Below are 14,381 nucleotides of genomic sequence, written 5' to 3' on the forward strand. Positions count from 1 at the left end.
AAGCTAAGCCCCGGTACTGAGCCTCTGGCTGATGACAGTGGACACCCCGTCGCCCCGCATGGTGACACCGTAAAGTGCGTCGGCCACTTCCATGGTGCGCTTTTGGTGGGTAATCACGATGAGCTGGCTGGATTCCCGCAGTTCCTCGAAGATGGTGATCAGGCGGCCCAGGTTGGTGTCGTCCAGGGCCGCCTCGACTTCGTCCATGACGTAGAACGGCGACGGCCTGGCTTTGAAGATGGCTACCAGCAGCGCAACTGCCGTCAGGGAGCGCTCACCGCCGGAAAGAAGGGACAAGCGTTTGATCTTCTTTCCGGCAGGGCGGGCCTCTACTTCAATCCCGGTGGTCAGCATGTCTTCGGGATCGGTGAGGACGAGCTTGCCCTCTCCCCCCGGAAAGAGCCTGGCAAATACGTGATCGAACTGGGCCGAGGTGTCGGCGAAGGCCTCAGCGAAGACCTGCTGCACCCTGTTGTCCACCTCTTTGATGATGTCCAGCAGGTCCTTCCGGCTCGACTTGAGGTCCTCAAGCTGCGAGCTAAGGAACTGGTGCCGTTCTTCGAGGGCCGCAAACTCTTCCAACGCCAGTGGGTTGACCTTGCCCAGGGCAGCAAGCTCGCGCTCTGCCTTCTTCAGCCGTTTTTCCTGCTCTGCCCGCACGAACGGGATTCCCTCGACAATGGGTTCACCATTGGCGTCCACCGGGGCCCTCAGCTCTGCCCATTTGTCTGTGGTGGACCCTGCAGGAAGCGGAACAGGCTGGTCCGGACCGTAGTCGGCGATGAGCTGTTCGGCGGAAAGCCCCAATTCGTCCACGGCCCTGGTTTCCAATGCCTCGATGCGCAACCGCTGCTGCGTCCGTGCCATCTCATCCCGGTGTACCGAATCAGTCAGCTCTGCCAGCTCCCGGGCAAGGGTGTCATTGGCAGTCCGGACGTCCGACAGCTCCTTTTCGAGGAGCTCGCGCGTCTGCTCGGCCTGGTCGCGCTCCTTGGCCGCGAGATCCACGGAAATGTCGAGGTAGCGAAGACTCTGCTCCACGGCCGAAACCACGGCTGCAGCACGTTGTGCCTGTGCCCTGCGGCGCTGGGCCCTCCGGGCGGCCTCTTCACGGGCCCTGCGCTCGGTAGCCGCAGCCCGTTCCAAGGAAGCTGCGCGGTTGCTGATGGCACCGAGTTGCTCTTCGGCCGTGCGAAGGGCGAGCCTTGCTTCAGTCTCAAGGGCGCGGGCCCCACGGGCTTCCGCAGCGAGTTGATCCCGTTGATCGGTGGATGGTTCCTCGTCCGGAACCTCCTGGGCAGCGGCAAGGCGTTCGGCGGCAACTTCCAGGTCCAGTTGCGCCTCTGCGATGTTGGCCTCCGCCTTTGCCATGGAGGCCGCAAGACGCTCGCTTTCGCCCACTGCGCTGCGAAGAACGGAGTTCAGGTGGCCCAGGCGCTCGGCGACAGCGGCAAGCCGGGCGTCGGATTCATGGAGCCTTTCCAAAGCGGCATCGGCACGGTCCTGCGCTTCGGCGCGACGTGACTGGGCCCCGGCCAGCGCGAAGCGGCCCCGCTCGAGCCTTGCGGTGACCTCTAGAAGGCGGGCAGCGGCGTCGTCGACTGCTGCCTGGACCTCAAGCAGGGAGGGCGCGGTAGCTGAACCGCCGAGGACCGTCACCGCGGTAAACACATCGCCTTCAGTGGTGACAGCTTTCAGCCCGGGCTGCTCCCGGACCAGTCGCGCCGCCGTCCCCACGTCATGCACGACGACGGTAGCGGACAGGAGCTGCAGTGCACCGCGCCCTGCCGGGTCGGCTACTGTGACGACGTCGGCGGCCCACCGGCAGCCAGCGGGCAGTTCGGTTGGGCCCACCGCCCTGTCCCCGGACTGGGCATCGGCCAGAAGCAGCGCCGCACGTCCGGCGTCGTCCTCCTTGAGCCGGATGATTGCCGCTGCGGCGGCCTCAACATCGGAGACCACCAGGGCATCCGAGGCACTGCCCAAGGCTGCGGCAATGGCAGTTTCGTAGCCCTGTTCCACGCTCACCAGCCCAGTCAAGGAGCCGAGCACGCCGTCGGCCGTCAGCAGGTGGCCCGAGCCATCCTTCCGGTTGAGCCCCAACTGGAGGGCATCGCGCCGGGCAGCCAGCGCGTCACGTTCCCGGACCGCCTCCCGCTCGGAGGCCTTGAGATCTTCGATTTCCGCGATGACCGCGTCCAGGGCCTCGCTGGCTTCCTCGTACTCGGCATCCAGGCTTTCTTCACCGTCTTCGGCTCCTGCCACCTGGGCTTCAAGGGCAGCAAATTCGCTTTGTGCCTGGCGGCGCCGCTCATCACCGGCTCCAAGGGACTCCCGCAACCGGCCACGTTCGGCCTCTGCCGCCTCCGCCCGGGATCGCGCCGCCGCAACCTGCCCAGCGAGGCGGGCAAGGCCCTCCCTGCGGTCCGCTGCTGCGCGCAACATACCGGTGAGGCGCTTGTCTTCGGCGGCTGCGAGCGCTTCAGCTGCGTCCTTGGCGACAGTGGCTTCCAGAAGTGCTGCCTGCTTGGCAAGGATGTCGTGTTCCAGGGTTGATTGTTCTTCACGGACCCTTGCCGCCTGGCGTTCAAGGTGCTCCGGATCGCGCCCCGATTCGACGGCGGCTTCCGCGGATCCGAGCAAACGCTTGCGTTCGGAGGCCAGTGAACCGAGTGAACGCAGCCGCTCCCTCCCGGCAGAGAGCTGATACCAGTTATCGCGTGCGGCATTCAGGCGCGGGGTTGCCTCGGCAGCTTGCTGTTCCAGCTCCGCCTGGCGCCGTCGTCCCGCACCCAGTCCGGATTCGACGACCTTGCGCCGTTCCTTCAGTGCCGCTTCGTCCGCGACGTCCTTTTCAAGGCTGCTTGTCAGCTGCACGAGGTCATCTGCCAGCAGGCGGGCACGGGCATCGCGGACGTCGAACTGGACGGTTTGTGCGCGGCGGGCGATTTCAGCCTGCTTGCCCAAGGGAGTCAGTTGTCGCCGGATCTCGGCGGTGAGGTCGCCAAGGCGTGCCAGGTTGGCCTGCATGGCCTCGAGCTTACGGACGGTCTTTTCCTTGCGCCGCCTGTGCTTGAGGATGCCTGCGGCCTCTTCGATGAATCCGCGCCGGTCTTCGGCAGTGGCGTGCAGGACACGGTCCAGCTGGCCTTGGCCAACGATGACGTGCATTTCCCTGCCGAGGCCCGAATCAGAGAGGAGCTCCTGGATGTCCAGGAGCCTGCAGGGCGCGCCGTTGATGGCGTATTCGGATCCGCCGGTGCGGAAAAGGGTCCGCGAGATGGTTACTTCGCTGTACTCAATGGGAAGTGCGTTGTCGGCGTTGTCGATGGTCAGGGAGACGTGGGCCCGGCCGAGCGGCGGCCGGCCCGAGGTGCCGGCAAAGATGACGTCTTCCATCTTTCCGCCACGCAGGGTCTTGGCACCTTGTTCGCCCATGACCCAGGCCAGTGCATCCACCACATTGGATTTGCCCGATCCGTTGGGACCGACAACAGCGGTGACGCCGGGTTCGAAGTCGAACGTCGTAGCCGACGCAAACGACTTGAATCCTCGGACGGTCAAACTTTTCAAATGCAAGGCGCTTCGGTTCTCCTGGGTGGCCCGGGTGTTTGTATCCCCCTAAATCTACTGCCGTTTACGTGAAATCCCCGGATCTGAAGCGGGAAAGCCTTGCGGCGGACATGCCGCACCCCTACACTCCTGCCAAGGGTTACTTTGGTGGATTCGTTCCGGTGATCCGGCTTCGGCTTGAACTTGTGTTCGCCCGCTGCCGGGTCCGGTCCCGCAAGAGGAACGTCGATCTCCAAGAGGCCCTGGTTTCCATAACTGAAGATCTTGGTTTGACCCTGGCTGGGGAGCGGCAAGCAGGGACTGCGCGCAGGCGCAGCACCGTCATTGCAATTGGCGTACCACTCCAGGAGTTCTCATGGCCGGTCCTTCAGCAACCCCATCCCAGCGGGCCCTCAAAGGGTTATTGTTCCCTTTGGTGTTGGCCATGGTGGCGGCATTGCTGCCGCTGACCGCGCCGGCTGCTGTGGCAGCGGGTCCCTGCGACCCGGGCGGAAGCGCCGTGGTGTGTGAGAACTCCAAACCAGGCAGCCCGCCATCGGAGTGGGACATCCTGGGCGCCGGGGATGACACCATCCAGGGCTTCTCCACCGAAATCAGCGTCAACGCCGGTCAGCCCATCCGCTTCAAGATCGACACGAGGGCTCCCAGCTACACCATCGCGATCTACCGCACGGGCTGGTACGGAGGAAACGGCGCCAGGAAGATCGCCGATGTTACGCCTTCAGTCCTGCGCCAGACCCAACCCGCTTGCCGCAGCGACGTTACTACCGAACTGTATGACTGCGGCACGTGGGCTGTCTCGGCAACCTGGCAGGTTCCCGCCACCGCTGTTTCGGGAGTCTATATCGCCCTGCTGACGCGACCGGACACGGGCGGGCAGAGCCACATCACCTTCATCGTCCGTAACGACGGCAACCGCTCATCTGTGGTTTTCCAGACCGCGGATCAGACCTGGCAGGCGTACAACACCTATGGCGGCGCCGACTTCTACCAGGGTGCCGTCAATGGTCGGGCCTACAAGGTCAGCTACAACCGCCCTGTGAATACCCGGGGAGGCATCGGGGGCAGGGATTTCTATTTCGCCAACGAGTACCCGATGGTGAGGTTCCTGGAACAAAACGGCTATGACGTCAGCTACATCAGTGGTCTGGATGCAGACCGAAGTGGTGCTGAGCTGCTGAACCACAAGGTGTTCCTTTCCGTCGGACACGACGAGTACTGGTCCGGCCCGCAGAGGGCCAACGTTACTGCGGCCCGTGACGCGGGCGTCAACCTCCAGTTCCTCTCGGGCAACGAGATGTACTGGCGTACGCGGTTCGAGCCCTCCTCCGTGGACGGCGCCGCGGGCCGCACTTTGACCTGCTACAAGGAAACCTGGAGCAACGGAAAGATCGACCCCTCCACCCAATGGACCGGCACGTGGCGGGACCCGCGTTATGCCTCCCAGGCCAGTGGTGCCGGCCTTCCCGAAAACGGACTGACCGGCACGGCGTACATGTCCAACTACACTGACCTGCCCGTGACGGTTTCCGCCGCCGAGGGTAAGTCGAGGCTGTGGCGCAATACCTCCCTGGCTTCCCTGCCAGCGGGCTCCACCGCCGCATTGGCTCCCCACACAGTGGGCTACGAATCCGACGAGGACCTCGATAACGGCTTCCGCCCCGCAGGGTTGATCCAGTTGTCCACCACGGTGGGCAGCGTCAGTGAGTATCTTCAGGATTACGGGAACACCGTCAAACCCGGCACTACCACCCACCACGTCACCCTGTACCGGGCGGCCAGTGGCGCACTGGTCTTTTCGGCAGGCAGCGTCCAGTGGACGTGGGGCCTGGACCAGGAACACGACGGCGACGGCGCTGCGGCCGATGCGCGCATGCGGCAGGCCCAGATCAACCTTTTCGCCGACATGGGCGTACAGCCGGCAACTTTGGCATCAGGCCTTGTTGCTGCGAGCTCGAGCTCGGACCTGACCGGCCCGACGGTAACCATTAACGCTCCAGCCAACGCCGCGACCATCGCCCATGGGGCGTCCGTGACGGTCACCGGAACGGCCACGGACAGCGGCGGCGTTGTGGCCGGCGTCGAAGTTTCCACCGACGGCGGCACCACCTGGCATCCGGCCCAAGGCAAGGGCAGCTGGACCTACAGCTACATCCAGAAGGGCCTGGACACTGCCACAATCCAGGTTCGCGCGGTGGATGACAGCGCCAATATTGGAGCCGTGGCCACTCGGAACCTGACCCTGACCGGTCCCTACAGCGTCTTCGGCCAAACGGTGCCTGCAACAACGGACTCCGGAGACGGCGGTGCCTATGAGATGGGCCTGCGATTCACTCCCTCGGTGGATGGCTTCATCACCGGCGTCCGCTTCTACAAGAGCACGGCGAACACCGGGACCCACACCGGGTCCTTGTGGAGCTCCACCGGCACACGCCTGGCAACTGCAACCTTTGCCAATGAGACAGCCTCGGGTTGGCAAACCGTGCTCTTCAGCCAGCCGGTAGCAGTTTCCGCGGGCCAGAAGTACACGGTCTCCTACTGGGCGCCCAAGGGGCATTACGCCACCAAGGACTACCAATGGGCGAGTTTTGGGTTCAATGACCCACCGCTGAAGGTTGCCGGTGGTTTCGGAGCCGAACCTGCGGGCGTTTACAACACCTCCCAGGGCTTCCCGACCACCAGTTTCAATGGCGGCAACTACTTTGTCGATGCCCTCTTCAGCACCGTGGACACTTCCCCGCTGACTGTTAACGGGCAGTCTCCCATCCCGTCGTCGTCGTCCGTGGCCGTGACCACAAAGGTCAGTGCCTCGTTCTCGAAGCCCGTGACTGCGGCCAGCGTCCAGCTTTCGCTGAAGTCTTCCGCCGGTCCCGTAGCAGGCACTACCAGTTATGACGCGACCACCCGGAAGGCCACGTTCACACCGACGTCCCAGCTGGCCTACAGCACTGCCTACACGGCAACGTTGGCTGGAACCGACAGTACCGGAGGACAGGTCACCTCCGGCGGCACGTGGACGTTCACCACTGCGGCCACGGCTTCTGTCCCTGGTTCATGCCCCTGCAGCCTCTATGACGACACCGTGACACCGGGCATCGCGGAAATCCAGGACGGCGTGCCGCTGACCTTGGGTGTCCGGTTCACCAGTGTCTCCGCCGGGCAGGTCACCGGTGTCCGCTTCTACAAGTCGGCCGGGAACACCGGAACGCATACTGGCGCTCTCTACACCGCCGCCGGCCAGCAGCTGGCGACTGTAACCTTCGCCAACGAAAGCAGCTCCGGCTGGCAGACGGCAATGTTCAGCCAACCGGTCCAGATGGCCGCCAACACTGAGTACATTGCGACGTACAAGTCACTCACGGGCGCGTACTCCGCCACCGCCAACGGATTTGGTTCGGGCATGAGTGTGGGTCCGCTGAGGACAGTTTCCGACGCGGGTGCCTACACCTACAGTGGCGACTTCCCGTCGTCGCGGTCTTCGACCAGTTATCTCGTGGACGTGGTGGTGGTGATTTCGGCTCCTCCGTTTACCGTGGGCAGCCAGTCCCCCATCCCGAACGCCTCGAGTGTCCCGGTCAACACCCCGGTCAGCGCAGTCTTTTCAGAAGCAGTAGTTGCATCGAGCGTCGCTCTGTCCCTGAAGACCGCGGCTGGTGCTGCGGTGGCCGGAACCACCACGTATGACGCCACCACACGCAAAGTCACCTTCACTCCTGCCGCTGCCCTGGCGACAGCTACGTCGTATACAGCGACGGTGACTGCGACGGCGTCGTCCGGACAACCGATGTCCTCCGGCGGTACGTGGCAATTCACCACGGTCCAGCCTGCGGGCACGCCCGGTACATGCCCCTGCACGCTGTACGACGACTCGGTGACTCCAACTACGCCTGAAGTCAATGATGGCGTGCCGTTGACCCTTGGCGTCAGGTTCACCAGCGACACTGCCGGACAAGTGACGGGCGTGCGCTTCTACAAGTCGGCCGGCAATACGGGCACCCACACCGGGTGGCTGTACACGGTGGGCGGCCAGGTCCTGGCGACGGTGACGTTCTCCAACGAATCCAGCAACGGGTGGCAGACGGCTACGTTCAGCCAGCCCGTGAACATCCAGGCCGATACAGAGTACATAGCCGCCTACAAGACCACGACGGGCAAGTACTCCTACACAGCCGGAGGCTTCGGCGACGGCTTCACCCGGGGACCCCTGAAGACCCAACCCGACTCCGGGGCCTATTCCTACAGCAGCGACTTCCCGAATACGGCATCGACCGCCAGCTACCTCGTGGATCTGGTCTTCACCGTGGCCGTACCTCCGCTGACCGTCACTGCACAGGTACCCGCTCCGGGAGCGACTGCCATTCCCACCGACGTGAAGCCATCCATCACGTTCTCTACTGCCATCAATCCCGGGGCATCGTTCACGTTGACCGCGAACGGCTCGTCGGTGGCAGGAACGGCGGCATTGTCGGCTGACGCGCGAACCATCACGTTCACGCCGTCGGCGGTCCTGCCGGCCAACACCCAGATCACTGCCAACGTTTCGGGCGTGGCCACTCCCCAGGGGCAAACCCTGCCGCCGACCAGCTGGCAATTCACCACGGCAGCCGCAGCTGTCCAGCAATCAACGATCTTCGGCTCGCTGCTTCCTCAGGTTGCCGCAAACTCCGACTCGCTTTCGGTGGAGCTGGGTACCGCGTTCACGGTGTCCCAAACGGGCAACGTGACTGGCATCCGCTTCTACAAAGGGACTGGAAACACCGGCACCCACGTTGGTTCGCTCTGGAATGCCGCAGGCACCCGGCTGGCGCAGGTGACGTTCACGAACGAGACGGCGACCGGCTGGCAAACGGCCACCCTGGGCACCCCCGTGGCCTTGTCAGTGGGCCAAACCTATGTGGTTTCCTACCGGGCACCCAATGGCCACTACGCCTCCACGCCAGGGTTCTTCAACCAGACGTGGACCAGTGGCGTCTTCACGGCCTCGGGACCCAACAATGGACGCTACCGGTACGGCTCGGGCGGCGTGATGCCAACCAGCTCCTGGAACGCCACGAACTACTTCGTGGACGTGGTGTACTCGACCGCCGCTCCGGCCCAGCAGGCGGCAGCCACGCCGTCAGCCACAGCCACCCCGACGGCGACGGCAACACCAACCGCTACTGCCGCAGCAACGGCGACGCCAACTGCGACCCCGACGCCGACGCCGACCCCCACCCCGACGCAGTCAGGAGGACTCGTCTGCGGGTTGCTCCGGCTCTGCTGACGACGCCGGTTACCGGACCCACTGCTCCTGTTACCGAACCACACTGGGCGACCAAGCATGGGCAATAAACATGCTTGGTTGCGCCCCCGGTTCCGTTCCGAGTTTCCAGATGTTGCTGTCGCCGTCGGTGGTATCGTCCGGGAGCCCGTACAGAAGGCTCCGGTCATCGAGCCATTCGATCTGATCGTCCACACTGCGCTTTTCGGCGAGGACGCTCTCACGTCCGGTAGAGAGGTCAAGAACCGCGACGTTCCAATGCGCAGCCAGCGCACCGCCGTCGTTCTTCTTGTATGCGATCCTGGTGCCGTCCGGGGAGATGGAAGGGCATTCGACGTTGTCATGGACCGCCGTCAACGTCTTCGCGGACAGGCTCCCCCGCACGAGCCAAATGCGTCCGGAGGCAGCCGCTGTGGCATAGAAGGCGTCGGGCTGGCCGGGGACGAAGGTCACGCCCCAAATGTTCCGGTCTGTTGCCTGGAGCCGCTCACCGTTGACGAGCAGGGCGAAGTCCTCGAGGTTGCCGGAGGACGTACCCCCGGGGACTGTGATCTCCGTAGCGGTGGAGAATCCGGCCGTGGCATAGGAGTGGCCTGTGACGAATACGGTTGTGGCGATCCTGGCGCCATCGGGGCTGACCCTGGTCCTGCTGGGTATCCCCGGCAGCGGCCAAGCCATTTGTTGACCCCACGTGCTGTTGAACAGCCTGGCTTCAAAGGAAGTGACCAGCCCCCTGTTGGTGCGCAGGCACACGACGCTCCCGGTGGAACCGTAGACGCGGTCGCACTCCTGGTCGCTGACTGCCCGGGTTCCGCCAGGCTCTGACAACGGCACCGTTGCGGCATGTCCGTATCCTTGTCCTGTTGCGGTGTTCCGGAACAGGATGAACGGAGCCCCGGGAAGCTGCCCGCCCTCCGAGGTCCGCACCGACGACACTGCCTTACGGCCTTCTTCAAATCGCTGGTACGCCCCCACGGCATAAATTCCAGCAGCCACAAGGACCACCAATGTGACCACCAGGAGGACACCCCACCGCACTTTTGACTCGGTGGCCTGGTCCTTCATTCGGCGTCGCCCACGTCAGCGGTGGCTGAACGACTGGCACCCCGCAGGATAAAGAACACCGCAACGATCGCGCAGGCCAACAGCGCCCCGGCGACTACCATCGCTGTGGAAGCGCCCACCGCGTACCACAGCACGCCGAAGCCGGCGGAGGCGGTCATCCGGCTCAGGGCCACTACGGTTTGCGCGGAGGCGATACCTGTTGCAAGCTTTCCCGACGGCGTCAGCTGGCTGGCCAGCGCGGCAAGCACCCCGTCAGTGCCGGCGTAGAACGCCCCCAGCAGGACCAGGCAGAGAATCGTTGCCCACAGCCCCCCAAAGGGTGCCGCCGCCAGCAAGTAGGTGGCCAGCAGCGCGACGTGCCCTGCGAGGAAAACCGGAATCTTGCCTATTTTGTCCGCCAGCCTTCCCAACGGGATGGCCAGCGCGAGGAACACCACATTTGTGCCGACGAACAGGAGCGGAAACCACTGGACGGCGAACGAGTCCCTGTCCTGCAACACGAGGTAGAGGAACCCGTCTCCGATGGTCACCAAGCCGAGAAGCCCCGCTGCGATGAGCAGTCTGCCCAAGCCTGGTTCCCTCAGCTGCCTCCAGGAGAAGGCGAAAAGCCTGCGGTCCTTCCGAACCTCCGCGCCTTTGAGGGCCCGTGCCTGGACGTCGGGGACCACCAAGGCGAGGACGGCCACACCAATCACGGCGAAGGCCAGGGACACCACGAAAACAGTGCTGAAGCCGTTGGGAATCAGCAAGAGCACAACAAAGGCGATCAACGGCCCTGCTGCCGCCCCAATGTTGTCCAGCATCCGGTGCACGCCGAACGACCTGGCCAGGTGTTCCGGTTGCGCCGAGGTGGAAATGAGGGCGTCCCGGGGCGCTGTCCGGATGCCCTTGCCGATGCGGTCACCGGTCACAATGGCGGCAATGGCCCAAAAGCCTCCCGCGAAGAGGAAACCGATCCTGGCAAGCATGGAAAGGCCGTAACCGGCCAAGGCTATCCGCTTGGGGTGACCGCTGCGGTCCGATGCCCAACCGGCGGCGATCCGGACGATGGCACTGGCGCCTTGGTTGATGCCGTCGATGAAGCCGAAGGCGATGGTGGACAAGCCAAGGAAGCCCGTCACGTACAAGGGCAGGATCGCCGATACCGATTCCGAGGAGACATCGGTGACCATGCTGACAATGCCCAGCCACAGGATGACCGGAGACAAGCGGAACGGCACCTCGGTTGATAGTGCCGTTCCTGTCCCCTGCGGCTTGTCGCGTTTACCGCCGCTGCGGTCCGAGAGGGAAATGTACATGGGTACCTCAGTCCGCGCTCGTGTGCAGGCTGCCCAAAAGCTGGAAGCGCGAGCTGCCCGTTCCCGTAGTCGATACCGAAACCGTCACTGTGTCTGTGCCGCGCACGAACCGGGCAGCCACAGCGCCTTCGCCGGCGGGTGCATCTTCGGTCCAGAAGCCATGGGAGACCAAGGAGTCGCGGAAGGATCCCAGTACTTCTGCCCGGGGCTTGTCAACGATGCCGTCGGCGGCGACCTGCAGGATGTTTCCCGAGGTCGACACCGAGGTCGAGCCAATCGTTGTGCCGGCAGGCAGTGTCAGGACTCCCGCCGGCCAACCGTCCACCACTTCGCCGGAGGCCGTGCCGGGCTGGGGCAGGGCTCCGGTGATCAGGGGTGCGGGAGGCGTCGGCTCGGGCAGTCCGGTGGGGGTCGCTGTGACAGGCGGCAGGACTTCCAGCGCCTGGCCGCCCGCGGGGGACGCGCCGCCGTCGCCACTGTCAGTGCTTCCGCCCGATGAACCGCCCGACGGCGAACTTCCGGAGGTGGGTGCCTCGGCGCCTTGGGAGGTGGTGCCGGCCGAAGCGTTGGACCCGGATCCCGGGCTGGGGCTTGAAGCCGGCGAGGACGTACTTTGCGCCACAGGACCTGGCTTGGCAGCCAACTGGTCGAAGAGAAGTGCGACGGCCGCGATCAGCACAGCAAGGCATACACCCGCGATGACCAGCCGTCGCGCCATCATGGCGTTCCCGCAGGATCGTTGTGCCGCGCCAAGCGTTTCATGGGGACAGTCTGCCACCCGCACCGGGATTCCGGAACAGTTTTGGACCTACCAGCGGCCGTTCCCTGGGCGTCTGTTTTTACCGGGTGTACTCTCCCATTCAGTATGGCGACGCAAGCCGGAGTGAAGGGATGCCGATGATCTACCTGTATGGCCTGAAGTGGAACAAGAATCCGAAGTACCTGAGGCCGGTCGATGCGATGACCGAGGCGCAGGCTCGTGCCGCATGGGCCGACCCGTCGGCCGTGTTCTCGGTGTCAGCAGGACCGGACCTGGAACCGGGAAAGGTTCCTGACTTCACGATCACGGCCGGGGTGAACGAGCGGGTCATCATGGATCGGTATCAGCCGACCGGGCGTCTCGCGTCGTCGTACAGCTATCAGGCTGAAACGACGATCCGGGACGGGTCGCAGCTGTTTCTGTGCCAGGTGGACTTGTGGCGTGCAGACAAGACCTACAGCACCTACTCCTATCAACCCGACGGATCCGGGCGGACCATGGTGTGGGAGGGCGACGAACACGTGGTTTACGCGTTCTCCGGACTGGACGTCTCCGGGAACTGGCTAAAACCAGGCCTGAGCTGGGGTGACTGGGAGCGGGTCGGATACCACGAACCGGACTATCTCCCTCTCGATCCACGGCAGGGGACGGAGATCGCCCGCAACTGACTGCAGGTGTTGTAGAGGTGAAGGCCAACGATCAGGCGGATGATCCGCGCAGTGCCCGCGTCATCTTGTCGGCTTCGTCCGCGGTCTCCGCTGACACATGGGGCAGAAGTAGCTCGAGCGGTTCATGAATTGCTCCCGTTTTATGACGCTCTGGAGGCCTGATGCCTCGCATCGGGTGCAGTATTGTCCGGCCCGGCCGTAGGCGTTGAGGGAACGGGCAAAGTATCCGGAATCGCCGTTGACGTTGACGTACAGCGAATCGAAGCTGGTGCCACCGGCCGCCAAAGCAGCCTCCATGACGTCCTTCACTGCCGTGATGAGCCGCTCTGCGTCTGCCCGGCGCAAAGTATCGGTAGCCCGCGCATAGTGGAGCTTTGCCTGCCACAGTGCTTCGTCGGCATAGATGTTGCCGATCCCGGAGATCAGCCCTTGGTCGAGGAGCGCCCGTTTGAGGCCGGTCTTCCGCTTTTTGATCTTCCGGTAGAAGTCGTCAAGGGAGAAATGCGGGTCCAACGGGTCCCGGGCGATGTGCGAGGCTTCTTCGGCTATCTCGGGCAACGGTGTCTCGCCAAGGCCGCCTGGTCCGGCGTCTGGAGTGGGCACGAGCGAAGTGACAAAGAGCCCGCCGAAAATCCGCTGGTCCACGAACCGCAGTTGCTCCGGCATGCCGTCCACCGGGCTCAAAGTGATCCTGACCTTGAGGTGCTTCTCATCCGGCACCTCCGGGTCCTGCATCAGCAGTTGCCCGCTCATCCCCAGGTGCGCCATCAACGCCACTTTCGGCGACGCTTCATCGGCCATCGTGGGCGCGCTGTCCTGGAAGCCGTTCATGGACAGCGGCATCCAAAGGAACTTACCGCGCCGGACGACGTCGAGGACGGTAGCCTGCTCGAGGTTCCCCATGAAGTCTTCGGTGCCCAAGGCGTGGCGCCGGATCGAACGCGGGTCAAGTACTTGGACATCCGTTATGGTCCGCCCGCGAACCCACTTGGCCAGTCCGCGACGAACCACTTCTACTTCGGGAAGCTCAGGCATGGAGGCTCAAGCGGAGGCGGGACCGGCAGGAGCAGAGTCCAGGGCAGTCAGGGCGCGCCAGGCGTCCGCTGCCGCTTCCTGTTCGGCTTCCTTCTTCGAGTGTCCGGAACCGCGTCCATAGGGTGTTCCGCCGATGTTCAGGACAGCTTCGAAGGTCCGCGCGTGGTCAGGTCCGGAGCCTTCCACCGCGTAGTGGATGGCACCCAGCTGCCGGCTGGCGGTGAGTTCCTGGATGCTTGTCTTCCAGTCGGTTCCGGCTCCCAGGGCGCCTGCGTCCTTCAGGAGCGGCCCCACCAGGCGCATCACCAGCTGGCGCGCAGTTTCGATGTCGTTTGACAGGTACGTGGCGCCGATCAGGGCTTCCATGGTGTCAGCCAGGATGGAGGCCTTGTTTTTGCCGTCGGTGAGCTTTTCGCCTTGGCCAAGGTAAATGAACTCGCCGATGCCGATCTCCCGGCCGATTCCGGCCAGGGCGCGCGTGCTGACGACGGCGGAACGCCGCTTGGCGAGCTCGCCTTCGGGCAGCTCGGGGTTCTCACGGTAGAGGGAATCGGTCACGGAGAATCCCAGAATGGAGTCGCCGAGGAACTCGAGGCGCTCGTTGGTGGGAATCCCGCCGTTCTCATACGCGTATGAGCGATGTGTGAGAGCAAGACGAAGCGTCTCGGTGTCAATCCAGACACCGAGACGCTTCAGAAGCTCTTCAGTTGAAGACATCCTTT

General features: G+C 64.1%; 8 protein-coding genes. 2 read left to right on the forward strand and 6 right to left on the reverse strand.

Annotation, left to right across the window (positions count from 1 at the left end; genetic code table 11):
- Nucleotides 1-3: 3 nt before the first annotated feature.
- The gene (smc, locus tag N5P29_RS12530) at nt 4-3,579 is read right to left on the reverse strand and encodes a chromosome segregation protein SMC (RefSeq protein WP_262275259.1); all 3,576 of its coding nucleotides are present in this window, start codon (nt 3,577-3,579) and stop codon (nt 4-6) included.
- A gap of 349 nt (nt 3,580-3,928) precedes the next feature.
- On the opposite strand from smc, the gene N5P29_RS12535 reads away from it, so the two are divergent.
- Entirely contained in the window at nt 3,929-8,836 is a 4,908-nt protein-coding gene (locus N5P29_RS12535) for a DUF4082 domain-containing protein (protein ID WP_262275260.1), read from the forward strand.
- A gap of 30 nt (nt 8,837-8,866) precedes the next feature.
- Here the strand turns inward: N5P29_RS12535 and N5P29_RS12540 are convergent, their stop codons facing one another.
- The 3 genes from N5P29_RS12540 to N5P29_RS12550 are packed head-to-tail and all read right to left on the reverse strand — an operon-like array spanning nt 8,867 to nt 11,917.
- Nucleotides 8,867-9,898, reverse strand: coding sequence for a hypothetical protein (locus tag N5P29_RS12540; RefSeq protein ID WP_262275261.1), 1,032 nt, complete (start codon nt 9,896-9,898; stop codon nt 8,867-8,869).
- Nucleotides 9,895-11,196, reverse strand: a complete 1,302-nt coding sequence (locus N5P29_RS12545) for an MFS transporter (RefSeq protein ID WP_262275262.1) — start codon at nt 11,194-11,196, stop codon at nt 9,895-9,897. The genes N5P29_RS12540 and N5P29_RS12545 overlap by 4 nt, the downstream gene beginning before the upstream one ends.
- Before the next feature lie 7 nt (nt 11,197-11,203).
- Entirely contained in the window at nt 11,204-11,917 is a 714-nt protein-coding gene (locus tag N5P29_RS12550; protein ID WP_262275263.1) for a hypothetical protein, read from the reverse strand.
- Nucleotides 11,918-12,087: 170 nt separating this feature from the next.
- Here N5P29_RS12550 and N5P29_RS12555 point away from each other — a divergent pair, with 170 nt between their 5' ends.
- Nucleotides 12,088-12,624, forward strand: coding sequence for a hypothetical protein (locus tag N5P29_RS12555; RefSeq protein ID WP_262275264.1), 537 nt, complete (start codon nt 12,088-12,090; stop codon nt 12,622-12,624).
- 60 nt (nt 12,625-12,684) lie between these two features.
- On the opposite strand, the gene mutM is transcribed toward N5P29_RS12555, so the two are convergent.
- Nucleotides 12,685-13,659: a bifunctional DNA-formamidopyrimidine glycosylase/DNA-(apurinic or apyrimidinic site) lyase gene (mutM, locus tag N5P29_RS12560; RefSeq protein ID WP_262275265.1), complete on the reverse strand. Its 975-nt coding sequence runs from the start codon at nt 13,657-13,659 to the stop codon at nt 12,685-12,687.
- Between the two features lie 6 nt (nt 13,660-13,665).
- Entirely contained in the window at nt 13,666-14,376 is a 711-nt protein-coding gene (gene rnc / locus N5P29_RS12565) for a ribonuclease III (protein WP_144659970.1), read from the reverse strand.
- Nucleotides 14,377-14,381: the final 5 nt, after the last annotated feature.

Source organism: Paenarthrobacter sp. JL.01a (assembly GCF_025452095.1).
Classification (GTDB): domain Bacteria; phylum Actinomycetota; class Actinomycetes; order Actinomycetales; family Micrococcaceae; genus Arthrobacter.